Below are 24,865 nucleotides of genomic sequence, written 5' to 3' on the forward strand. Positions count from 1 at the left end.
GGCTGAGATGATTCATAAGATCCGATAGCGAGTGTAATCATCAATAGATGTGTACTGATAGATATTCGGCCCAATTTTGCAGGTATCCATTTGCACTTTATAGCCAGGTATTGGACGCACATACCTGATGTAATCCGGTATTCTGCGATAGATAACAACAGGCTTTACTTCATTTCTCGTTAGGACCTTATAAATAGTCGCGATTTCCAGCTCAATCCCATGCAAGCGACTGAGTTCACTTTGAATACGTCTGGCACAAAGGTTTCGAGAGCGCCTCAAAGATAAAATTAATTGCTCTTCAGTTTGACTAACTTTAGTGGAAGGTGAGTTTTTAGGTCGTCTGCTTTGGCTTACCAAACCGTTCACACCGTCTTGTTGATAGCGCCGCCACCATTTTCTTAAGGTCGGTCTGGATACGCCACAGCGACGACAGACCAACCCTGCATCGTTGGTCTCTTCGTATAGCTTTATTCAATGTAAGCGTTGCTGTATTTCTCTGTTCATAAACACCCAGTATATTGAAATGATGTCTACGAATCACACAGATGTGGCTGCAGGAAGGGGGTCAGGTCTAATGTGATGACTCGCCTCCCATCCTGAATTAGGACGAGGTGACCAAACCAAAAGAGGCCCAAGCTGCCAAGTAAGGCTCAGCCTTGTCAGAATCTATTGGCTTTTGCCCGATGCTTTGGATCCTTCGGCTTCTTTCGCCTATGTCTAGCCGTCGTTAAGGCGGATAATATTTGCGCAAAACGGACTGTTCACCTATTGGCTTGTGAGTCTGCGGCCTTGACCTATGTGAGTGATGCGGTTTTCTTGCTGCGCTTGCTCTGATAGTGGCGAATCTTGTCCGAAATGATCCAGCCCATTTTCGAGCATAAACAGTTTTAATTCCTGGCAGATGGAAAACGCCAGCTCTTCCTGCAGTGATATGTCGTAGCAATTATTGCGATCAAATTGTTTCGACCAACGTATTTGATTATGTTCAAGATCGAGCAGGTGAACGGAAGTCCTGACGCGTTGTGAATCGATGCGAACGAATCCTTCAAACAAGTGTTTGGCCGCTGCGTTGGACGCTTTTTTCGACTCGTTGCTATGACGAACCTTGAAGTCATCTTCTGAGTGTTGGATTAAGGTAATACTGTTAAAGGCCAGAAATAGCTGATGCAGCAGTTCCTCATGTAAGCCCAGAGCAAAACACTGTCCCTTGGTGCATTCTGAAATAGCCCTGATCGGTCTGAAAAGCAGCGTATCATCGGGGTATATGTTGGCATCTGATGATCGCCTGAAAATAGGCATGTAGCTACCCAGAGGAATGGATATTTCAATCTCGGAAGGCACTGCGGCGTAGTAGTCCTTGAGTTTTTCCCGCAAGCGACCCACCTGCACCCGCACCGCAGGGTCTTCTGTGGTCGAATAGGTTGCAACATTACGATCAAAAACCTCAATGCCGATAGCGTATTCGCTCGTATTGCGGCTGTTGCCACAAATTGCGCTCTCAACCAGAAAATGCAACAAACGGCACATGCGCGGTGCATGAACAAATTTATCGCTCGCCAAAACAGCTTTACAGGCTGCCTGAGACTCTGCCGGGGAGATCGGTGTTCGAAAGTTTTGTTTTTTCAAGGTTGATCCCTTTCCATGCCCTTGGTGTCTGGTCGTAAATATGCCACCACGTTTTTGATCCCGTCAGTAATTGATTGTTGGAGTCAGAATATGATTACGGCGCAGATCTAACCTTCAAACTCATCCAGTTTTAACTAAAAGATGAAATCCCTATTTTGGAGACCTAATTAAAGATTACCTCTTGTATTTGTCAACTGAAAATTGAAATTTTTTCTACTATTATCGGAACTAAGCTTTGATACTCTGCCTTAGGAAATCTGCGGCTGATCCTGGCTCTTGCATTTAGATTAAATAGCGGTTTTTTTAGAAGGAAAGGGGACATGCGTCAGGTGTCTATCAAAGCGGGTGATATGCTACAACATAATCAATGCGGTAGTACATTGGGGCGCTTAAAATCGGAGAATTTCAGGCATAAAAAAACCTGCTGTAAAAGCAGGTTAATTTAATGGTCGGTACGAGAGGATTTGAACCTCCGACCCCTTCACCCCCAGCGAAGTGCGCTACCAAGCTGCGCTACGTACCGACATTGGGCCTTATAGTACTGCTTTAACCCACAAATGCAATGCCCCTTGGTGTGACTGCGTTTTTTTTGTACGTTTTACAGTGTCTTAGGTTATTTTCCTACCGCCAATTCCACCCAATGCTGATACACAGGGATAGCCAAAAGTACATTGACCGGAAAGGTAATACCTAAGGATGCCAGCATGGCAAGGCCTATATTGGCGTCCGGTATACTGGCCCGCACCGCAGCTGGTGCTGCTATGTAAGAAGCACTGGCGGCTAAAGTGGTGAGCACTAGCAATGTGCCTGCAGGTACATCCAACATTAAACCAAAAGCTAAACCTAATGCTCCCAAAGCAAAGGGAGAAATTGCTGCAAATAGCATTAAGCGCCAGTGTTGCAGCGGCAGCGGGTTACATACTTTGGCAGTGCACAGGCCCATTTCCAGTAAAAATAGCGCCAGCATAGTTTTAAAACCACCAATAAGGGCAGGAGCTATAGGCTCCAACCCTTCAGGTCCATACAGATAACCAATCAATACGCCGCCACCCAATAACAGCACACCCCGGCTGGTTAAGGCTTCGCGCCAGATATGAGCTTGTTTACCCTGACCTTTTAATGCGCCATACAAACCTAACATAATGACAATGGCCGGTAATTCCAGCATCACCAGATATAAAGTGGTTTCAGGTAACAAAGGCATGCCGGATTTTTCCGCCAGTGCCAACACCACCGCAAAAGTACCGGCGCTAACAGAGCCATAATGAGCGGCAATACTGACAGAATCTGAATTATTCAGTTGCACCAGATAACGTAACAGCGGGTAACACAAAAGCGGAATAATTAAACCTAAAGCCCCTACAGCCAACAGATCGGGCACCATGCCGCTGTGAGCCTGACCATGCAGCGCCATACCGCCTTTAAGGCCCAGCACCAGCATCAGCAAAATAGATAAGGTTTCGTAAATAGACTGAGGAACTTTTAAATCTGACTTTAATAAGCCTGCCACAAGGCCAAAAGCAAAAAACGCGATGACAATATCCGGCATAACCCAACTCCGTAGCTGTTATTGGCTGGCGATTGTGCCTGCCTTTGGGTATATTGGATAATTAATTGTTTGCTAGTTAAGTATTGATAAATATCTATGGATGTGCGGCATTTAAGTTTCAGATTACTGCAGGTTTATGTGCAGGTGGTGCGTTTGGCTTCAGTATCGGCGGCAGCGCGCTTATTGCATTTAACCCAGCCTACTGTGTCCTTACAGCTGAAAAAGCTGGCAGATGAAGTAGGGCAGCCTTTGCTGGAATACCGGGAAGGAAAAGTGCATACCACTTATATTGGCGATGCGTTGTTTCAGGCGGCGTCCGATGTATTAAGCCGTTTTGATGACTTTTCTTCTTTGTTAGAGGAAGCCAAAGGCGGGCGCAGCGGCACTTTGAGTTTAGGCATAGTCACTACAGCCAAATATGTCATGCCCATTATTCTGGGGGCTTTTGATAAAACCAATCCCAAAATTGAAGTGACCTTAAACGTGGGCAACAGGGCGCATATTCTGAACCGATTTGCCCATCAGGATGACGATTTATATCTGTTTAGTCAGCCACCAAGCGGTGAGCAGGTGCAGGCGTGCCGTATTATTAAAAACCCGCTGCAACTGATAGCACCAGCGGATCATTGGGCATCCCGTTATTGTGAAGAAGGCGGCGAACTTGATTTTGCTGCACTTAAAAACGAGCGCTTTTTAATGCGAGAACCTGGCTCTGCCACCCGTATGCAATTTGAATCCTGGTTGAGTAGTCAGGGCGTTGAATTGTCTAAAACCATGCAGATTGAAAGCAACGAAGCTATCCGACTTAGTGTTGCCAGTGGTCTCGGCCTTGCGGTGTTATCTGCTTACACCTTGGGCCAAAGCAGTGACCAGTTTAAGGTGTTGAAGGTGAAAGGTTTTCCGCTGAATAGCCATTGGTATCTGGTGGCGCGTAAAGATAAAAGGCTGAGCGCTTCAGCACGACGTTTAATCCAGTTTATTGCACAGCATCTGACTGATTGCATTGAAGCGCAGTGGGTGGTTGACGATATCGCTTTGTTAGATGAGCATTTCAGCTAAACAGCGGGTAAAAGCTTTGCCTTCATTCTCTGAACAATGCATCATTTTGTTTTACTGATTTTTGGAAGTCTACATGTCTTTATGGATCCCTTTTACGCTGCTGGCTGCTTTTATGCAGGCAATGCGTAACGCTTTGCAAAAACAATTGAGTAAAGACGTACCAGTGATGGGCGTAACCTTAGCCCGCTTTATTTATGCCGGGCCTTTAGCGCTGTTGTATTTAATTGGGCTTTACCAGTGGCAAGATTACGCCATACCCCATTTTAATTTCTGGTTTGTGTTTTATGTGCTGGCTGCGTCGGCGATGCAAATTCTGGCAACAGCGTTGATGGTGGAGTTATTCAGGCTAAAAAACTATGCGATTGGGGTAGGTCTTGCCAAAAGCGAGGCTATTTTAGCGGCTATTGTTGGGGTAATGTTTTTTGGTACCTACATCAGTCCGCTGGGCTGGGTAGGAGTCTTTATCGGTGGCATCGCGGTGTTTTTGCTTACCGGAGCTACCAGCATTCGTTCTTTATCTGCCAAAACCCTCGCTTTAGGTCTGGGCAGTGGTTTGGCTTTTGCACTGACATCGCTCTGGGTACGCGAAGCCAGCCTGACTCTGGGATTGCCTTTTTTACCAGCAGCAGCCTGGGTACTGTTTTTTGTGATCACCACCCAAACCATAGTTTTATCGGTTTATCTGGCTCTGAACGACAAAACCACCTTAGTGAAGTTATGGCAAAGACCACAACTGACTCTGGCTACCAGTTTTACCAGCTGTTTAGGATCATTGGGCTGGTTTACGGCGATGAGCCTGCAAGCAGTGGCTTATGTCAAAACGCTGGGGCAGGTTGAGGTACTTGTTACACTGCTGATCTCTGTCTTCGTATTAAAAGAAAAACTAAAACGTCAGGATCTGTTGGGTCTGGGGTTGATTGTGCTGGCTGCTGTACTGGTGATGTGGGCTTAGTGCGTTGATGATCAAAAAGTAAACATTTTGTGTTGAATTTAAGCAATTTGTCATATAGCTGAGCTAATCTTGTGTGCTCTGACGGAGAAGCAGAGTCAATTTGGGGGCAGGAAGCAGATCCTCACACCATAACAAGAACTCACAGGATTACTAATGAAACAGATCACAACTTTATCGCTGCTTGCTGCAGCGCTTTATTGCAGCAGCAGTTTTGCCAGTTTGCTCATTACCGAAGTACTGTACGACGCCCCTAATAACGACAACACTGAAGAGTTTGTTGAGCTCTACAACAACAGCTGCACAGCCATTAACCTGCAAGGCTATAGCCTGCAGGACAACGGTGGTAGTTTTAATTTATCCGGCACTGTAGCGCCACGCAGCTATTTCCTGGTGGCAAAAAATACCGCGGCTATGCAAGCCTTGTACGGTGTCACGCCGCATTTATCGGGTTTGACTCTGGCTTTTGGCAATAGCGGCGACTACGTCAGGCTGAGAAATGGCAGCACAGAAATTGATGCGGTAGGCTGGGAAAATGGCTTATCCGGTTGGTCTATTAATGCTGTGGATAAATCCATTAGCCGAAATAAAACCACGGATAATAATCTTGTGTCTGATTGGGTTGTCTCGAGTAACTATGGCAATCCTGGTAGTGGTGTCTTTACCGCAACCTGCAGCGGGGGCGGTGGCACAGGCCCTGTGATCAATCAGCCCACCTATTATGCAGCTGCTGCGGGGAAAACTGGCAGCGCACTGAAAACAGCACTGAACTCAATTTTACGTGGTCATGTGCGGTTAACTTATAGTCAGGTGTGGGATGCGCTTTCTTACACAGATGAAGATGTAAACAATACCAACAACGTCATTATGTTGTATGCCGGACGTTCGGTTGCCAAAACATTCCGCGCAGGCCAAACCAATTCACTGGATGCCTGGAATCGTGAGCATGTCTGGGCGAAAAGCCATGGTTTCCCCAGTGAAAGCCAATATGCCTATACCGATATCCATCATTTACGGCCTGCAGATGTATCTATTAACTCCAGTCGTGGCAATAAAGACTTTGATATAGGTGGCACACCCTTAACTGAAGCGCCGGAAAATAAAACCGACAGCGACAGCTTCGAGCCACGTAATGCGGTTAAAGGCGATGTCGCCCGTATGATGTTTTATATGGATGTACGCTATGAAGGGGGTGATGAAACAGGCACGCCTAACCTGATTTTACGTAACTTTGCACCTACCGGCAGTTCAGCGCCTGAAATGGGCAAACTCTGTGTACTGTTGCAATGGCATATCCAGGATCCGGTGGATAGTTTTGAAATTCGTCGTAATAATCGTATTTACGAATGGCAACAAAACCGCAATCCCTTTATCGACAACCCACACTGGGCTCAGTCAATTTATGGCGCCAGCTGCGGTTTGTAATAGCTGGTTATAATTTCACGTCAAAAATCGTTTCAAGCTGCTTTTCAGAAGAAAAGCAGCTTGGACTGTTTCAGGCCACAAGCTAGAATGAGGCAACTTAAAAAAGCGTTTAAGCGCTAGCCTATGGAGCATCTATGAAGCCTGAAGAGTTGCTGCAGCAATTGCAGCAAGCCCCTGATTTTTTAAAACTTACCTTAGCCCATCCTGATTTTTTACCTTTTGCCAGCTACCAGCTTGAAAACGGCACAGATATTCAAATCTGGGACACAGGTGTGATCTATTGCCAGCCAAAGCAATTCGGCCAGCAAGACATAGTGCTATCAAGCGGTGTGCACGGCAACGAAACTGCACCTGTTGAGCTGTGTTCAGAGCTTTTAAATAAGGTTTTGGCAGGCAAGTTGCTGCTGACAGAGCGCGTGTTGTTTTTATTTGGTAACCCACCTGCTATGAATGCAGGTGTGCGTGAAATTCAGGATAATTTAAACCGCTTATTTTCAGGCCATCACAGCAAAGAACCTGGTGTACAAAGCGCTGAGCGCGAGCGCGCGAAAAAGTTAGAGAGCTATGTGCTGAAGTTTTTCGACGAAGCGCCGCAAGGTTTACGTGAGCGTAAGCTTTATGATTTACATACAGCGATCCGGGGTTCACGTTTTGAGAAGTTTGTGGTCTATCCGTTTTTGCATGGCAAAAACTGGAGTAAAAACCAGTTTGAATTTTTAAAGGCCTGTGGTGCCAACACTGTGCTTCTGATGCAAACGCCAGCCAGTACTTTTAGTTATTTTGCCGCTCAAAGCTGCAAGGCGCATGGTTTTACCATTGAGCTTGGCAAGGCAAGACCTTTTGGCCAAAACGATATGAGCCGTTTTGCCGACGCAGCGGCGGCATTCCGCGCCCTGATCTCAGGCGGCGAACTTGCCACAACTGAGTTTAATGAAGCGGACTTTAATCTCTATGAAGTGCGCCGCTCTATCGATAAAACCACAGAAGCCTTCAAGCTGCATTTTGCCGATAACATTGAGAACTTCACCACTTTTGACCTCGGTACAGTGCTTGCCAGTGACCAGGGTGTCGAGTACAGAGTGGAAGTGGAAGGCGAAGCCATTATTTTCCCTAACCCTAAAGTGGCCGTTGGCCAGCGTGCTATGTTGATGGTGAAGCCTGTTTCAGTGACTGGCAAAGTGAGTTAATCCAGAGCTCAATAGCCTTACAGAGTACAAAATATCTGACAGCTGGCCAGGCTTTAGTGCATGGACCAGCTGTTTTTATTTGTGCCTCTGGTTGCAATGCAGTTTACGTAAAGGTAAAGTTGCGGCCGAAAAATAGAAGAAAATAGCGATACTGATTAAAACACGTAAAACAAAAATAATGGTCAGGGCAAACGGGGAAACGCAATTTAGTTACCAAGAGTGGTCACCAAGCCACCGTATTGCGCCGATGTTTGTCACAGTCTGACGGATACAACCAAAAGAGACACCTATGACTAACCCCAATAACGCAACCATCTCTACAGTGCACACAGCTGAGTTTACCAGCGGTCACGCGTTACAAATTCCTACGCTGCGTATCCTGCAGGATGACGGCTCTATCTACCCTGGTGCAGAAGTACCGCAGCTCGACCAAGCCACAGCCCTTAAAATGTACGACAGTATGCAGTTTATCCGCATACTGGACGAACGTATGCTGGCCGCGCAACGTCAGGGCCGTATCAGTTTTTACATGCAGTGTTTAGGCGAAGAAGCCGCCACTGTCGGCAGCGCTGCTGCGCTGGATGATAAAGACATGATTATGGCGCAGTACCGTGAACAAGGCGCTTTGCGTTATCGTGGTTTTAGTCTGGAACAGTTTATGAATCAGCTGTTCTCTAACGAAAAAGATTTAGGCAAAGGCCGCCAGATGCCAGTGCATTACGGTAGCAAAGACATTTACTACATGACGATTTCATCACCGCTGGGTACGCAAATTCCTCAGGCCAGTGGTTACGCTTATGCGCAAAAGTTACGCGGACTGAAAAACACCACCATTTGTTATTTTGGTGAAGGTGCAGCTTCTGAAGGTGACTTCCACGCCGGTTTAAATATGGCGGCTGTGCATAAAGCACCGGTGATTTTCTTCTGTCGTAATAACGGTTATGCCATTTCAACGCCTGCCAACGAACAGTTTAAAGGCGATGGTATTGCCTGTCGTGGTGTGGGTTATGGCATGAAAGCTATTCGTGTCGACGGTGCTGATATTCTGGCTGTCTACAAAGCCACCCAAATGGCACGCGACTATGCTTTAGAACACGAAGAGCCGATTTTAATTGAATCTATCGCTTACCGTTTAGGCGCACACTCGTCGTCAGATGACCCAAGTGGTTACCGTTCAAAAGAAGAAGAAGAGCTGTGGCGTAAAAATGATCCGATTTCCCGTTACCGTTTATGGCTGGTGAAGCAAGGCTGGCTGAATGAAGACGAAGACAAAGCCAAGTCCGATGCACTGCGTCAGGAAATTCTGGATGCGTTAAAAGTAGCAGAAAAAGTGGCTAAGCCTGGTATCGAACATCTGATGAGTGATGTGTACGAAACACCAATTCCACTTTTAAACGAACAATTAGAAGAGCTAAAAGCACATATCAGAAAGTACCCGGATGCCTATCCGGTGACGGCGGGGAGATTTGAATAATGGCTAAGATGAATATGTTACAGGCGATCAATAACGCCTTAGATTTAGCCATGGCCAAAGACGATGGTGTGTTGTGTTTTGGTGAAGACGTTGGCCACTTTGGGGGCGTATTTCGTGCCACCAGCAAGTTGCAGGAAAAATACGGTAAAGCCCGTTGTTTCAATACGCCTTTAACGGAGCAAGGCATCGCTGGTTTTGCCAACGGTATGGCGGCTCAGGGCATGAAACCTGTGGCTGAAATTCAGTTTGCTGATTATATATTCCCGGCCTTTGACCAAATCGTCAATGAAACAGCTAAGTTCCGTTACCGCTCAGGCAACGAGTTTAATGTCGGTGGTTTAGTGTTCCGCACGCCATACGGTGGTGGTATAGCCGGTGGTCATTACCACAGCCAGTCGCCTGAAGCTTATTTTGCCCATACGCCTGGTTTAAAAATTGTGGTGCCACGCGATCCAGCTCAGGCCAAAGGCTTGTTATTAGCCGCCATTAACTGCCCGGACCCAGTGATTTTCTTTGAACCTAAGAAACTGTACCGCGCTTCTGTCGGCGAAGTGTCTGAAGAGTATTACGAAATTCCATTAGGTAAAGCCGAAGTGCTGCAACAGGGCAAAGACGTCACTGTGTTAGCCTGGGGCGCGCAGATGGAAATTATCCAAAAAGCTGTGGATATGGCACAAGCTGAAGGCATTTCCTGTGAAGTGATTGACCTTCGCAGCATTCAGCCTTGGGATGTCGATACTGTGGCAGAGTCGGTGATGAAAACCGGCCGTTTAGTCATTAACCATGAAGCGCCATTGACAGGTGGCTTTGCGGCTGAGATTGCATCCACCATCCAGAAAAAATGCTTCCTGCATCTGGAAAGCCCGATTGAACGGGTTTGTGGTTTAGACATTCCGTACCCGCTGGCACTGGAAAAAGAATATGTGCCCGATCATCTGAAAACTTACGAAGCGATTAAACGCTCGGTTAATTTCTAAGGATAGCCAGATGAAAAAAGATTTTATTCTGCCGGATATTGGCGAAGGCATAGTCGAGTGTGAAATCGTCGAGTGGCTGGTGAAAGAAGGCGATCGTATCGCTGAAGATCAGCCGGTTTGTGATGTGATGACCGACAAAGCTTTAGTGCAAATTCCAGCTGTGTACGACGGTGTGGTCACCAAACTCTATTACGCCAAAGGTGATATTGCCAAAGTGCATGCACCTTTATTTGAAATGGACACAGAGGGCGCTGCGCCAGCTGTTGCAGCTGTGTCTGCTCCAGCCCAAACTCCTGCAGCCGTAACCTCTGGCAAACAGCTGGAAGACTTTATTCTGCCTGATATAGGTGAAGGTATCGTTGAGTGTGAGATTGTTGAGTGGCTGATCAAAGAAGGCGATGTGTTGGCCGAAGACCAACCAGTTTGTGATGTGATGACCGACAAAGCTTTAGTGCAAATACCTGCTAAATACGCCGGTAAAGTAGTCAAGCTGCATTACGCCAAAGGTGAGATTGCTAAAGTACATAGCCCGCTGTTTCAGCAGGAAATTGCAGGTACTTCAACTTCTGCTCCGGCAGCTGTTGCAGCATCAGTCTCTGCTCCGGTTTGCGCTGCAAAAGCAGCTTCTGTTGCCGCTGCTGCAACAGCTGCTCCTGTTGGCAATGGCAAAGCCTTAGCCAGCCCGGCCGTACGTCGTTTAGCTCGTGAGCTGAGCATCGATTTATCTTTAGTATCAGGTTCTGGTGACAAAGGCCGGGTTTATAAAGAGGATGTTAAAGCTTATGCCAATGGTGGAGCTACTTCTGGTGTAGCCAAAGCAGCTGCAACTCCAGTCAAAACCGCTCTTGTGACCAGCGCTGGCGGCAGTCGTGTTGAGCCCATCAAAGGCATTAAAGCAGCGATGGCGCGTCAGATGCAGGATTCGGTATCTACTATTCCGCATTTTACCTACTGTGAAGAAATTGATTTAACAGAGCTAATTGCACTTCGTGGTCAATTGAAAGATCAATACGCTAAGCAGGGTATTAAGCTGACTCTGATGCCATTTTTTATGAAAGCCATGTCGCTGGCCATTAAACAGTTCCCTATTATGAACAGCCAGGTCAATAGCGATTGTTCAGAGCTGACCTATTTTGACGATCACAATATTGGTATAGCCGTTGACTCCAAAGTGGGTTTACTGGTGCCGAATATCAAAGGTTGTCAGAACAAGTCGATAGTTCAAATTGCTCAGGAATTGACAAAACTGACTGACGCCGCCCGTGAAGGCCGTGTTAGCCCGGCTGAGCTCAAAGGTGGCACTATCACTATTTCCAACATTGGCGCCATTGGTGGCACTGTGGCGACTCCTATTATCAATAAGCCGGAAGTGGCGATAGTAGCGCTGGGCAAAACCCAGCTGTTGCCACGTTTTAATGCCAAAGGTGAAGTAGAAGGCCGTTCTCTGATGCAAATCAGCTGGTCTGGTGATCACCGCGTGATAGACGGCGGCACCATAGCGCGTTTCACTAACCTGTGGAAAAGCTATCTGGAACAGCCATCATCCATGTTGTTGTCGATGGTCTAAACCATTGAAGAAGCACTGGTAATTGGCTTCGTTCTTTGCTACAAAACCCGGATGATCGAAAGTAATCCGGGTTTTTCGTTTTAAGGGTATTTGTCTAAGGCCATATGGATAAACATCAGCTTCGTAACTTCTACATCCCCGAAGAGCAGTCGGTTTACCTGCTCAATGCCAATGATGCTAAAAAGCTCAAAGACTGGGTGGCGCTTTGTATCTCTGAATTGGAAAAACTAGGTTACCGTCAAATTGAGCTGGTGGGCAAGGGCGCTTACGGTTTTGTTTTTGCTGGCCTTGATCAAAAGCAGCAGGATGTGGTGTTTAAATTCTCCCGCATTAATTTACCTCCTCATATTCAAGAACGATTAGCCGACGAAGGCTATATGCTGTCACAGGCCGCTCATCCAAATGTGCCGCCGTTTTTTACTTATCAGCTGGTAAAAAAGCAGGGCATTTTAATGATGGGCCGCGCTAAAGGCGTGGATCTGGAACAATACAGCCTGAAACATGGCCGGGTGCCTGTTCGTTTATTACTGGATATCGCCACTCAGTTAGCCAGTTTGTTAGTAGCGCTGCGTCAGCATAAAAAAGACGGTGAAATAGCGCCTATAGTGCATGGCGATATTAAGCCGTCAAATATTGTCTACGACGAAAGCACTAATCAAATTAGTCTGGTGGATTGGGGCTCTTCGGTGTTTGCCCAGCTTGATAGTGAAGGTCATTACATTGGTACCAACGTGATGCAACTGATGTCGTCGGATTTACAGACATCCAACGCCCGTTTAGGTGATGTGTATTTTATTGGTCCAGAGCAGCGCACCGGTGCTTTATCCAGCCCACGCTTTGATGAACAGGGCGTGGCCAGTACCTTGTATGCCTTGGCGTCCGGTCAGTCCTGTCGTTTTGGTCGTAAGGCGATCCCAGCGCGTAGCTTAGCTTTGCCGATGGAATTTGCCACTATGCTCGACAGTATGCTGTCTGATGATTTGGTACTGCGTCAGCAAGCAGGCGATTATTTCTTAAAATCTATGCCACGCTTACATCATCTGGTCACGCCTGACTTGCCAATTTTAACTACAGAGTCAGTATTACCGGTCTGGATCAGCGACAAAGCGCAGGAATTGGATACTGTGGTCTATTCGTCGCGTAAATCCTTTTTGCGGGAGCACAGCGACGAAGAAGGCATTCAGTACATTGACGATGTGCAGCTGGAACGCTACTACAAAAACTACCTCGAGGGCATGGGCGAAACGGAAAAAGCTTTTGTCGCTGCGGTCAGTCGTTTAGGTCGTTATCCAGTGGTCGGCGGTATTGCTATTCATTGGCAAAGCAGTGGTGTCTATATCGATTCCAGTCTGAATCTGTTTGACGAGCGCCTGCAAAAAGCTTTTGCTGTTGCTGTGAACAACGTGGTGCAACTGGCACGTTGTATCGGCAAGGTGGGTATTTTTAAAGCCTGTTTATTTGATGCACGCCAGACTATTCACATAGCACGGGACAGCACAGATGTGCCTTTTGTGGTGCCACAAGGTACAGCGCTAAAATATGAGTTGGGCCAAAGCCAGCTGGACGACAGCAGCGCGCAGCACAGTTACTTTGAAGATGGTAAAGATCCCGACGAACAACTGGTGTTGCCGGACAGCATTATGGATGACTTAGCCGCACTGAATTTAATTCGTCATACCGGCTGCATTATTTTTGAAGTCACGCCCTTGTATATGAAAATACATAATTATTACCGGTTGCTTGAGCCAGCAGCTGAAGCTGAATTTGCCGCTTTGCTGCAGAGCATTTTGGCAAAAGTGTCTTTAATTAGTGGCGAAGGCGTCGGTGGTTTTATGAAATTGCCGCACAAAGATACCCGGCATTTCAGTCACCAGAGCCAGCAGGAACTTTGTTATTATCCTGCCAATCCTATGAATTACAGTAAGAATTAGTTTCGGAGAAAGAAAATGCGTGTTGTGCTGCTGTTGCTGGTTCTATTTTGCGCCAGAGTTCAGGCGACGGATCCCCATAGTTTCAGCAACTTTACTTTAGTCAGCCACCCGGAGTTGAAGCTTGATTTAACTGCTGATTTTGATAAGCAGCAACTACAGGGTTTTGTTGAGCTGAAACTGGACTGGCACCATCCGGACACAAGGCAACTGGTGTTGGATAGTCGTGATCTGAGCATTGAAAAAGTAATGGGGCAATCTGCCGAAGGCCGTTGGCACAGACTGAGCCATAGTTTTGGTGACAAATCTCCTCATCATGGTCAGGCGTTGTTGATTGAATTCCCGGCACAGTTTCCTATTGTGCGTATTTATTACCACACCAGCCCACAAGCTTCAGGCTTACAGTGGCTGACTAAAGAGCAAAGCAGCGAAAAACAGCAGCCTTTTATGTACAGCCAATCGCAGTCTATTCACGCCCGTAGCTGGATCCCATTGCAAGACACGCCAGCAGTGCGGTTGAATTATCAGGCTCGTATTCGCACTCCTAAGCAGTTGTTAGCGGTGATGGGAGCGGATAATAGTGCGAATACCGAAAAAGACGGCGATTACTTTTTCCGTATGCCTCAGGCTATTCCTGCTTATCTGATCGCCTTGGCGATAGGGGATTTAGAATTTGAAGCCATGTCGGAGCGCACTGGCGTTTACGCCGAAAAAGTCTGGCTGGATAAAGCTGTGGCTGAATTTTCTGATACTGAGCAAATGATGCAGGTCGCGACTGCCATGTACGGCGACTACCCGTGGGGTCGTTATGATTTGTTGATTTTACCGGCCAGTTTTCCTTTTGGCGGTATGGAGAATCCGCGTTTATCTTTTATTACCCCTACAGTGATAGCGGGTGATAAAAGTCTGGTCAGTTTAATAGCGCACGAGCTGGCGCATTCCTGGTCCGGTAATTTAGTTACCAATGGCAGTTGGCACGAATTGTGGCTCAACGAAGGTTTTACCAACTATGTTGAAAACCGCATTATGGAACAAGTTTTTGGGCCAGAACGTGCTTTATTAGAACGCCAGCTGTCGGTTCAGGATCTGGAGAATGATTTGCTGCAGCTCGATGCCAAAGATACCTTGCTGCTCACCGATTACACAGGCCGGGACCCAGATGAGGCCTTTACTCAGGTGCCTTACGTCAAAGGCATGTTGTTCCTGCAGTTTTTAGAGCAACGTTTTGGCCGAGCCGTATTTGACCCTTTCTTGAAAAACTATTTTCAAACCTTTGCTTTTCAAAGTATGGACACTGAAAAATTCTTACGTTATATGCGTAAAACCTTGCTGAATGACCCTGATATTGTCTCTATGGGCGAAGTACTGGAATGGTTGTATCAACCCGGCCTGGCCAGCACTTTTGTTGAACCTTCCTCTGATGCCTTTAAACAAGTGGATCAACAACTGGCTTTATGGCAAAAAACCGGCAATCTGACCGAATTACAGACAAACAGCTGGAGTATTCACCATTGGTTACATTTTATTGGTCAGTTGACTGCTACTGTCGACACAGCTCAGTTGACGCAACTGGACGAGGCTTTTCATTTAAGCCAAAGTCAGAATGCAGAAGTGGCAACCGCCTGGTTTAAAGTGACGCTGGCGAAAAACTATCAGGCAGTGTTGCCAGCGCTGGAGCAGTTTTTACTAAAAGTAGGGCGGCGTAAATTTGTGGTGCCTTTGTATCAGCAGCTCAGTCAGAACCCTGAATATTTAGAATGGGCTAAAAATCTGTATCAGAAAGCAAGGCCGGGTTATCACCCTTTAACTCAGTCTGCTGTTGATAAGGTACTGAAGCTGAATTGAATTTTAAGTGGCCGTTCAGCTTAGCCGGGTAGTCTGTACTGAACAGATAGTGTTTAACAGGATTAAAAAATGAAAACGAAATTAGTAGCTTTGATGGTTTGTAGTTTGAGTTTTGTAGCTTTAGCAGATACTCCGGCTGTGAAAACTGTCACCGTATCAGGCTCAGCCATCATGCAAGCCAAACCTGATGCAGTACGTTTGAGCATGCAAATTCAGCAGACAGCTGAAAAGGTCAGTGACGCCAAACAAAAAGTTGATGAGCAGGTGGTTGCATTAACCAAAGCTTTGCGTAAGCTGGGTGTAAAAGATGATCAACTGAACAATGCGCCTTTGCGTATTCAGCAGGATTATCAGCACGACCCTGAACGCAAATTGCCACAGCGTTATCAGGTCAGCCGCGATATCGTGGTGTCTTTAAATGACTTATCGCTGTACAGCACCGTATTGCAACAAGCAGCAGATTTAGGTGTAACTCAGATGAATCAGGCTGAATTTTTAGTCAGCGAGTCGGATGAGTTGTATCAAAAAGCGCTGCAACAGGCTTTTGCTCATGCCAAAACCAAAGCATCGTTATTGGCTCAGGCCAATGGCTTAAAGCTGGGTTCAGCACAAAAAATCAATGAACAAGGTTATGCTCCGGCACCTGTAATGAAGATGGCAAGAGCCATGACTGACAGTGCTGAAGTCAGCTTTGGCCAGACCGATATCAGAGCAGAAGTGTCAGTTGAGTTTGAAATGAACAGCCATTGATTGTTTATTGAACAAAAGGGGTTAAATCTTTTTGTGGCAGAGGTTTAAATTTAGCGACAAAACAAGTAATGTAGGGGCCTTCGTAGTAATGGTAGAACCTATATTTCATGCGTGAGCAAAAACCAGAATTTTATCAGCTGCTGCAACAGCAAGCTCAGTCTCTGATCGAAGACGAAACAGACCTGATTGCTAACATGGCAAATCTGAGTGCGTTGCTCTTTAATGAAATGCCTGATCTGAATTGGTCAGGCTTTTATATTTTAAGGGACGATGTTTTAGTGCTGGGGCCTTTTCAGGGTAAAGTGGCTTGTGTCCGTATACCAGTGGGCAAGGGCGTCTGTGGCACAGCTGTGGCAACAGGTGACATTCAGCTGGTCAAAGATGTACACGAGTTTCCTGGTCATATTGCCTGTGATGCAGCCAGTAATTCAGAAATTGTGTTACCAGTGCGACATAATGGCAAGATTATCGCTGTGCTGGATATCGACAGTCCAAGTCTGGCCCGTTTTGATCTGGACGACCAGCAAGGTCTGGCTGGATTAGTTCAGCTGTTTGAGCAGCATTTGGCCCGGACTTTATGAAAGATTTAGTCAATATTCAGGATTATTTATTCCAGGTTGCCGATGTAGGCGACTGGGAAGGCGAAGAAGAGATCGTCGCCGATCGCATCAACGCTATTTACCATGCAGTCTGGCGCCGTTTTCCAGATGATATTTTACCAGCCGAAATAGACCATTTACTGACTGCGATTTGGAACGAACTACGAGGTAGTTTAGTTTTATTAGAAGCAGATGAAGATGAACTGGTCGACTGGGCTATCTGTTACGTTAATAACCAATTAGAAGAAGGCATTAAGTTAAACGATGCCGCTGATGAAGAAGAGTAATTTTGCATGACAACCCCAACTGAACAAATTCAAGCTCAACCCGCAGGCAAAGATGTGAAACAAATCCTCGCCGAACTTAGCGAAAAGTTTCCTCTGTGTTTTAGCCAAAGCGGCGAAGCTAAACCTCTGAAAATTGGTATTTTTCAGGACTTAGCCCAGCGGTTGTCTGAAGAAGATGGCATCAGCAAAACGCAAATTCGTCATGCCTTACGTTTGTATACGTCTAGCTGGCGTTACCTTGCTGGCGTCAAAGTGGGTGTTGCCCGCGTTGATTTGGATGGTCTTGCAGGTGAACTGATTGATGAGCAGCAAGCCGCTCATGCAGCTGAAACCTTAGAGCAAAGCAAAGCCAAAGCGGCTGAAGTGCGCAAAACGAAAGCTGCAGCAGAACGTGCTAAACAAAAAGAGCTGCAGAAAGACCAGCCAAAAACTCAAACTTCCGACAAACCGGCTTACAAAAAATCTCAGCCAAACAAGGCCACAGTTGCAGCAAAAGCAGCCAGACTTCACTCTAAGCCTCAAGCCACAGAAAAAGTGGTTTCAGAGCAAGCAGTTGAACTTATTGCATTAAATACAGCCACATTAAAGGTTGGCAGTACTGTGCAGTTAAAAGTTGGCCTAAAACCTGTGCCGGCAACTGTGCTTGAAGTAGTTAAAAATGATGTTGTGGTGCAGCTTGCCTCAGGTATGGTGATTAAGACCCAAGGGGATAAGCTGTTCCAGGCTTAACAAAGATGAGTGTTCAATGAAAAAAATTTCCAGCTTAGCGGCGTTTTTTCTGGTGATCGGCAGCAGTGTGGCTGCGCCGGTTATTTCTCCTGTGCCAAACCTGGTGCAGGAACCACAGCATGCAACGGCCAGTAAACGAGTTACCAATTACTTTACCCGAGAGCATTATTTAGGCTTACGCATTGACGACGAGTTATCGTCAAAAGTCTTTGACCGCTACCTGAAAAGTCTGGATTTTTTCCGTAACGTTTTACTCAAATCAGACGTAGACGGCTTTGAAAAATATCGCCACGAATTTGATAACGGCCTGGCGAAAGGCCAGTTTGATTTTGCTTATCAAATGTTTAATTTAAGTCTGACCCGCCGTTTAGAGCGTTTTGATTACGCCATCAGCCTGCTGGACAAGCCTTTTGATTTCACTCAAAAAGACAGCTACGAGTTTGAGCGTGAAGATGCGCCTTGGGCTGCTGATGTAGCTCAGTTGAATGAGCTGTGGCGTCAAAAGGTGAAATTTGATGCGCTGAATCTGAAGTTAGCCGGTAAAACAGCAGAAGAGACGACAAAACTGCTGAAAAAACGCTATGAGAACGCGAAAAAACGTTTATTACAAACCGAAAGTGAAGATGTGTTTCAGATTGTGATGAACTCCTATGCCCGCAGCATTGAAGCTCATACCTCCTATTTATCGCCACGTAACGCTGAACGTTTCCAGCAGGAAATGAATCTGTCGCTGGAAGGCATAGGCGCTGTGCTGCAAAGTGATGATGACTTTACTGTCATTATGAGTCTGGTGCCAGGTGGCCCTGCTGATATGACAAAAAAGATCAAACCCAAAGATAAAATCATTGGTGTGGCTCAGGGCGAAGAAGAATTTGTGGATGTGGTCGGCTGGCGTCTTGATGACGTAGTGGATCTGATCAAAGGCCCTAAAGGTTCCACTGTGCGTTTACAGGTGTTAGTGGGCGGCGATGCATCCAAAGGTGTTCCTACTCAAATTTCTATAGTACGGGATAAAATCCGCTTAGAAGACAGGGCAGCAAAAGCTGAAGTACTGGAGCCTAAACTGAGTCCTTTAGGTAAAAAGATTGGCGTGATTAATATTCCAAGCTTTTACAACAACCTGACCGAAGATGTGAAAAAAGAAATTGCCAGCTTAAAGCAGCAGAATGTGGACGGTATTATCGTCGACTTGCGTGGCAACGGCGGTGGTTCTTTACCTGAAGCGGTGTCTTTAACAGGTTTGTTTATAGATAAAGGCCCAGTAGTACAAATCCGCGAAGCAGGCAACCGCATAGGCATCAGCCAGGATCAGGATGGCAGCGTATTTTATAACGGCCCTTTAACTGTGATGGTTGATAGATACAGTGCTTCTGCCTCTGAAATTTTTGCGGCAGCTTTACAGGATTATGGCCGTGCTTTGATTGTCGGTGAGCATACCTTTGGTAAAGGTACTGTGCAGCAGCACCGTACTTTAGGCCGTGTCTACGATATGTTTGAAGAGTCCTTAGGTTCTGTACAATTTACTATTGCTAAGTTTTATCGTATCGACGGTGGCAGTACTCAGCACAAAGGCGTGACTCCTGATATTTTGTTCCCGTCACCTATAGAACCTGGTGAGTGGGGCGAAAGCAAAGAAGAAAACGCCTTGCCTTGGGATAGCATTCCTCCGGCTCAGTACGAATCGTCAGATGAAATTAAAAAGGCGTTACCTGTATTGCAGAAAAAACATCAGGAACGTTTCAGCAAAGAAACTGAATACAAATACCTGATGGACGATATCGCTTTGTATACCAAAGAAAAAGATGAAAAAACTATTTCATTAAACGAGCAGGAACGTCTGAAGAAAAAAGACGAAAACACTGCCCGTGATTTACAACGCGTGAATGAACGTTTAGCACGACTGAAGTTACCAGCTGTAAAAAATCTGGATGATTTACCTGAAGTGCTGGAAAAGCTGGATCCATTGTTGGAAGAAACAGCGCAGATCACTGTAGACATGCTAAGTCTGGGTCATCTGGCAAAACGCGCTAATTAAAATCAAACGAAGGGGTCAGAGTGATTGGTTGCAAGCAACCCATGACTCTGGCCCTTTGCTCATTACAACAGAAACTGGCTAAAGCCAGTCGTGAAGAGAAGCACCATGGAACAACAACCTGCACCACGCCTTATTAAAGCGCCCAGTTTTTTAGATGCCAGCATACCGCTTATTGTTTTAGTCGTTTTACTCAGTTTGTCCGTTTACCTCTATGGCAGTGATTCTTCTTATGGTGCCAATCAAATCGCTTTGTTTGTAGCAGCTTTTGTCGGCGTTGTGATAGGCCTGAAGAATGGTTATGGTTGGGCTGACATTGAACAAGCTATGGTCAAAGGCATTTCCTTGTCTTTAGGTGCCTTGTTAATCCTGTTTTCTGTAGGCGCTTTAATTGGCACCTGGCTGTTAGCTGGTACTGTGCCTTCATTAATTTACTACGGCTTACAGTTATTAGACCCGTCCTGGTTTTATGCGGCTAGTTGTTTATTGTGTGCTGTAGTAGCCTTAAGTATTGGTAGCAGTTGGACTACAGCGGCGACCATAGGTGTAGCTTTAATAGGTGTGGCTGCGGGCCTTGGGATGTCACCAGCAGTCACAGCTGGTGCTATAGTTTCAGGCGCTTATTTTGGCGATAAAATGTCTCCTGTCAGTGAAACCACCAACCTGGCTCCGGCTGTGGCGGGGTCTGAATTATTTGAGCATATTCGCCATATGACCTGGACTACTGTGCCGAGTCTGGTCCTGGCCCTGATTATTTTTGCTGTGATGGGATTCAACGCTGACGCTGCGGCAGATGACTCTCAAATCCGTGCTATCAGTGAATCTTTGCAACAACACTTTAATATCAGCCCTGTGATGTTAGTGCCTTTATTGGTATTAATGGCGATGGCTGTGAAAAAAGTACCGGCTTTTCCAACTGTGTTTATCGGCGCTTTGTTAGGTGGCGTCTGGGCTGTGTTATTCCAGCCGGAGTTGGTGGCTAAAATGGCAGATCCGGCCTTAAATGCGTTTCTTGCTACTTTAAAAGTGGTCTGGAGCACCTTGCATGGTGGTTTTGTCATTGAAACCCAGAATGCGCAGTTGGATAAACTGTTGAATGGTGGTGGTATGGTAAAAATGCTCAACACCTGCTGGCTGATTTTTTCAGCCATGATGTTTGGCGCTGTGCTGGAGCATGTAGGGTTATTGCGTAAGTTTGTTGAAGCTATTTTGCATAAAGCGCACAGCACAGGCTCATTAATTACCAGCACTATTGCTACTTGTATTGCGACTAATATTTTAACAGCCGACCAGTATATGGCCATTGTGATGCCAGGCCGGATGTTTAAAGAAGAGTATGAGCGCCGTGGTTTAGCCCCGGTGAATTTGTCCCGCACCTTAGAAGACGGCGGTACTATTACCAGTCCATTAATTCCGTGGAACACCTGTGGTGCTTATATGCATGGCGTATTGAATGTGAATCCGCTGGATTACGCTATGTATGCATTTTTTAACCTGATTAATCCGGTTCTGGCTGTGATCTACGCTTACATGGGCATTAAGGTGTTAAAACTGACACCACCAGACACGCCAATTACAGCGGCCGTTCAAGGTAAATAACAGAAAAGGCCAGTTCAGACTGGCCTTTGTTTTATTCGCAGCCATTCATGGCGCTCACCCTCCCGGGCCAACGCTTCGCGTCGTTAAAAATTGCTCCGGGTAATTTTTTATGTACAGGATGTAGGGTACGTCGGAAATGCAGGAGCACAATTTTCGACGTTAGCATTAACAAAAAGAGAGTTTGTGATGAGCCAGGTATCCAGCCGTCAGGCAAAAAAACTAAGTGACTACAAAGCACCAGAATTTACTATTACCGACGTGGAGCTGAGTTTTGAGTTAACCCCTGAAGCGACGGTGCTGACTGCTGTTTATCAGGTGGCATCAGCCAGTGACAAAGCAGGGACTTTAATTCTGGATGGACAAGAACTGAAGTTGTTGTCTGTGTCATTAGATGGACAGGTACTAAATGCTGATTGTTATCAGGTTACTGCTGAGCAGTTGATCCTGCCTTGCATGCCAGCCAAAGCACAGCTCGAACTTAAAATTGAGTTAAATCCAAAAGCCAATACAGCGCTGGAAGGTTTGTATTTATCCAATGGTGCCTATTGCACTCAGTGTGAAGCGGAGGGCTTTCGCCGCATCAGCTATTACCTCGACCGACCTGATGTATTAGCCCGTTTTACCACTCATATTATTGCTGATGACAACACTTATCCGGCGCTACTGAGTAACGGCAATCTGGTCAGCTCAACTTTGTTGCCTGACGGTCGTCGGCATGTAACCTGGGTCGATCCGTTTCCAAAACCAAGTTATTTATTTGCTTTAGTCGCAGGGGATTTTGATTGCTTAAAAGGCAGTTACACCACGGGCTCTGGCCGCGAAGTAGCGCTGGAGTTTTATGTTGATAAAGGCAACAAAAACCGAGCGCAATTTGCGTTGGAATCGCTGCAGCGCGCTATGTTATGGGACGAGCAAACCTTTGGCCTGGAGTACGATCTTGACATCTACATGGTGGTAGCAGTCGACTTCTTTAATATGGGCGCTATGGAAAACAAAGGCTTAAATGTCTTTAACAGCAAATATGTACTTGCCGATCAGGCCTCAGCCACAGACACCGACTTTTTTAACATCGAATCTATTATTGGTCACGAGTATTTCCATAACTGGACAGGCAACAGAGTGACCTGCCGTGACTGGTTTCAGCTGAGTTTAAAAGAAGGCTTAACGGTATTTCGGGATCAGCAGTTCAGTGCTGATATGGGCTCAGCTACCTTAAATCGTATTGATGCGGTGAAAACCATTCGCACAGCACAGTTTGCTGAAGATGCCGGTCCTATGGCCCATCCTATCCGGCCACAGCAAGTGTTGGAAATGAATAACTTCTATACAGTCACAGTGTACGACAAAGGCGCAGAAGTCATTCGTATGCTGCATACCTTGTTGGGGCAGGACGGCTTCAGAAAGGGGATGGATTTATACTTTAAACGTCACGACGGTCAGGCGGTCACCTGCGATGATTTTGTCAATGCGATGCAGGATGCGAATAAACGCGATTTAACGCTGTTCAGACGTTGGTATCAGCAATCCGGCACGCCTGAACTGAAAGTGCATAGCCAGTTTGATGCAAAAAAACGTGAATTTAAGCTTTTAATGCAACAGCATACGCCTGCCACCGCTGATCAGACCGATAAAGAGCCTCTGCTGCTGCCTGTTCGCGTTGAGTTGCTGGTGGAAGGGGTGAGTCTGCCTTATTTGCTGGAAATGACACAAGCGCAGCAGGAGTTTAGTTTTGCCGTTGGTCAAAAACCAGTGCCTGTGTTATTAGCCGACTTTTCTGCGCCGGTAAAATTACAGTATCAATACAGCATGGATGAGCTGCTACAGATTGCCCGTGATGCCAAAGATGGCGTCGCGCGTTGGGATGCGATACAGCAACTGTGGCAAATTCAGGTGAAAGCCGCTATTGAAGCAAAAAGCTCAGGAGCTGAGTATCAGCTGCCTGCTGCTTTGTTTGAGTTTTATCGACAGTTATTAATCAAACCTTTGGATGATTTAGCCTTTACTGCTGAATTACTCACTGTGCCAGCTTACGATATGGTGGCGGAGCAGTTTGATGAAATACCAGTTCAGGATCTGGTGTGGGCGTTGCAAAGTTTTCAGCAGCAACTGGCGACTGAGCTGAAAGAGCAGTGGCAACTCTGTTATCAGTCGTTGCATTCAGAAGCCTACCAGTATCAACAGCAGCAGGTTGCAAAACGTGCTTTGCGTTCAGTCTGTTTGCATTATTTGGCTTTTGTTGAGGGTAAGGATGAATTATTACGTCAGCAATACAACAGCTCAGACAATATGACTGATCAGTTGGCTGTGCTGCGCGCCTGCCGCAGTGCCTCACATCCGTTATTTACTGAATTGATGAGTGCCTTTGAGCAGCGTTGGAATAAAGACGTATTGGTGCTGGATAAATGGTTTAGCTTATCGGCGTCTTACCCGCAGGCATCCGTCTTTGCCACAGTGCAGCAACTGACAGCACATCCACAATTTAGCTGGCAGAACCCGAATAGAGTGCGTGCTGTATTTGGCGCTTTTTATCAGCAAAACCCAGCTATGTTTCACTCAGAGGATGGGCAGGGCTATCAGCTGTTGGCCGATGTGGTGCTGAAAATGGACGCTATTAATCCTCAGGTTGCATCGCGTTTAGTCACTCCACTGTTATCGTGGAAACGCTATCAAAGTTCGCGCCAGCTGCAGTTAAAGTCGGTGTTACAGACTATGCTGAGCAAAGAGTTGAGTAACGATTTGTATGAGAAAGTGAGTAAGAGCTTAAGCTGATATGCGACAGTATAAATTCAGACTGATGTTGGATGTGGATCAATGTCTGGCCTTTTATCAGGGCCTTTACACTGACGTAGTAGTGCAGGCCGAAAATGGCCAGACGGTGCAGCTGCCTTTGCGGCATTTCCGGCCTTACATCAGTCATGTCGGGGTGAATGCCCGTTTTGTATTAACCTTAACCGATCAGGGTAAGTTCAGCAGTTTAGAAAAAATAAATTAGAGTTATTACTTAAAACGCTAACTTAAAACAAAACAGGCAAAATCTGCCACTTTAGCTATTATTTTCATTCAGTTAGATGATCTTCACTCAACTGGTCAAACCGGATTGGGTGGAACTGGGGTGGTTTAGGCAGTGCAAAGGGAAAAAACTGAATAAAAATCAACAGATTTGACTGTTCGCAAGCCTTGCGCCACGATCAAAATGATGTAATGATTTCTTCGATACAAGCTGACCTCCGAGCAGTTGGTTGGCTCAAAATAAAAAATAACAAAATACCTGCAGGGACAGGGG

Annotated in this window: 19 protein-coding genes, 1 tRNA gene and 1 pseudogene; 17 read left to right on the forward strand and 4 right to left on the reverse strand. The window is 46.2% G+C overall.

Annotated elements, in window-relative coordinates:
• Positions 1–15 precede the first annotated feature (15 nt).
• The 4 genes and pseudogenes from LSG37_RS10875 to LSG37_RS10890 form a co-directional block, all read right to left on the reverse strand.
• A pseudogene (locus LSG37_RS10875) lies at positions 16–471 on the reverse strand (helix-turn-helix domain-containing protein); the annotation flags it as partial.
• 294 nt (positions 472–765) lie between these two features.
• Positions 766–1,626: a hypothetical protein gene (locus tag LSG37_RS10880; RefSeq protein WP_233079898.1), complete on the reverse strand. Its 861-nt coding sequence runs from the start codon at positions 1,624–1,626 to the stop codon at positions 766–768.
• A 446-nt stretch (positions 1,627–2,072) separates the two neighbouring features.
• A tRNA-Pro gene (locus tag LSG37_RS10885) sits at positions 2,073–2,149 on the reverse strand.
• Positions 2,150–2,239: 90 nt separating this feature from the next.
• Positions 2,240–3,175, reverse strand: coding sequence for a sodium-dependent bicarbonate transport family permease (locus LSG37_RS10890; protein WP_233079899.1), 936 nt, complete (start codon positions 3,173–3,175; stop codon positions 2,240–2,242).
• 96 nt (positions 3,176–3,271) lie between these two features.
• Here LSG37_RS10890 and LSG37_RS10895 point away from each other — a divergent pair, with 96 nt between their 5' ends.
• The 17 genes from LSG37_RS10895 (at position 3,272) to LSG37_RS10975 (ending at position 24,574) form a co-directional block, all read left to right on the forward strand.
• Complete coding sequence (locus LSG37_RS10895) at positions 3,272–4,234, forward strand: LysR family transcriptional regulator (protein ID WP_233079900.1); 963 nt, start codon at positions 3,272–3,274, stop codon at positions 4,232–4,234.
• Positions 4,235–4,307: 73 nt separating this feature from the next.
• A complete protein-coding gene (locus LSG37_RS10900; protein ID WP_233079901.1) occupies positions 4,308–5,186 on the forward strand; it encodes an EamA family transporter in 879 nt (292 codons plus the stop codon).
• 153 nt (positions 5,187–5,339) lie between these two features.
• Positions 5,340–6,608: an endonuclease gene (locus LSG37_RS10905; protein ID WP_233079902.1), complete on the forward strand. Its 1,269-nt coding sequence runs from the start codon at positions 5,340–5,342 to the stop codon at positions 6,606–6,608.
• Positions 6,609–6,742: 134 nt separating this feature from the next.
• Positions 6,743–7,795: a succinylglutamate desuccinylase gene (astE, locus tag LSG37_RS10910; protein ID WP_233079903.1), complete on the forward strand. Its 1,053-nt coding sequence runs from the start codon at positions 6,743–6,745 to the stop codon at positions 7,793–7,795.
• A gap of 289 nt (positions 7,796–8,084) precedes the next feature.
• Positions 8,085–9,269 carry a thiamine pyrophosphate-dependent dehydrogenase E1 component subunit alpha gene (locus LSG37_RS10915; protein WP_233079904.1) on the forward strand — a complete coding sequence of 395 codons (1,185 nt, stop codon included), beginning with the start codon at positions 8,085–8,087 and terminating at the stop codon, positions 9,267–9,269.
• Positions 9,269–10,246 carry an alpha-ketoacid dehydrogenase subunit beta gene (locus LSG37_RS10920; protein WP_233007306.1) on the forward strand — a complete coding sequence of 326 codons (978 nt, stop codon included), beginning with the start codon at positions 9,269–9,271 and terminating at the stop codon, positions 10,244–10,246. Before LSG37_RS10915 ends, LSG37_RS10920 begins: the two co-directional genes overlap by 1 nt.
• 10 nt (positions 10,247–10,256) lie before the next feature.
• On the forward strand, positions 10,257–11,813 hold the full coding sequence (locus LSG37_RS10925) for a dihydrolipoyllysine-residue acetyltransferase (RefSeq protein WP_233079905.1): 1,557 nt from the start codon (positions 10,257–10,259) through the stop codon (positions 11,811–11,813).
• A gap of 104 nt (positions 11,814–11,917) precedes the next feature.
• Complete coding sequence (locus LSG37_RS10930; protein ID WP_233079906.1) at positions 11,918–13,744, forward strand: protein kinase domain-containing protein; 1,827 nt, start codon at positions 11,918–11,920, stop codon at positions 13,742–13,744.
• A gap of 15 nt (positions 13,745–13,759) precedes the next feature.
• Positions 13,760–15,586 carry a M1 family metallopeptidase gene (locus tag LSG37_RS10935; protein WP_233079907.1) on the forward strand — a complete coding sequence of 609 codons (1,827 nt, stop codon included), beginning with the start codon at positions 13,760–13,762 and terminating at the stop codon, positions 15,584–15,586.
• A gap of 69 nt (positions 15,587–15,655) precedes the next feature.
• Positions 15,656–16,336: an SIMPL domain-containing protein gene (locus LSG37_RS10940; protein ID WP_233079908.1), complete on the forward strand. Its 681-nt coding sequence runs from the start codon at positions 15,656–15,658 to the stop codon at positions 16,334–16,336.
• Positions 16,337–16,443: 107 nt separating this feature from the next.
• Positions 16,444–16,917: a GAF domain-containing protein gene (locus LSG37_RS10945; protein WP_233079909.1), complete on the forward strand. Its 474-nt coding sequence runs from the start codon at positions 16,444–16,446 to the stop codon at positions 16,915–16,917.
• Entirely contained in the window at positions 16,914–17,222 is a 309-nt protein-coding gene (locus LSG37_RS10950) for a hypothetical protein (protein WP_233079910.1), read from the forward strand. The genes LSG37_RS10945 and LSG37_RS10950 overlap by 4 nt, the downstream gene beginning before the upstream one ends.
• A gap of 6 nt (positions 17,223–17,228) precedes the next feature.
• A complete protein-coding gene (gene proQ / locus LSG37_RS10955) occupies positions 17,229–17,951 on the forward strand; it encodes an RNA chaperone ProQ (protein WP_233079911.1) in 723 nt (240 codons plus the stop codon).
• 16 nt (positions 17,952–17,967) lie between these two features.
• Positions 17,968–19,986, forward strand: a complete 2,019-nt coding sequence (prc, locus tag LSG37_RS10960) for a carboxy terminal-processing peptidase (protein WP_233079912.1) — start codon at positions 17,968–17,970, stop codon at positions 19,984–19,986.
• Positions 19,987–20,091: 105 nt separating this feature from the next.
• The gene (nhaC, locus tag LSG37_RS10965) at positions 20,092–21,582 is read left to right on the forward strand and encodes a Na+/H+ antiporter NhaC (protein ID WP_233079913.1); all 1,491 of its coding nucleotides are present in this window, start codon (positions 20,092–20,094) and stop codon (positions 21,580–21,582) included.
• A gap of 186 nt (positions 21,583–21,768) precedes the next feature.
• Positions 21,769–24,351, forward strand: coding sequence for an aminopeptidase N (gene pepN / locus LSG37_RS10970; protein ID WP_233079914.1), 2,583 nt, complete (start codon positions 21,769–21,771; stop codon positions 24,349–24,351).
• Between the two features lies 1 nt (position 24,352).
• Positions 24,353–24,574, forward strand: a complete 222-nt coding sequence (locus LSG37_RS10975) for a DUF2835 family protein (protein ID WP_233079915.1) — start codon at positions 24,353–24,355, stop codon at positions 24,572–24,574.
• Positions 24,575–24,865 lie beyond the last annotated feature (291 nt).

It is taken from the genome of Rheinheimera soli (assembly GCF_021290985.1).
GTDB classification, from domain to species: domain Bacteria; phylum Pseudomonadota; class Gammaproteobacteria; order Enterobacterales; family Alteromonadaceae; genus Pararheinheimera; species Pararheinheimera soli.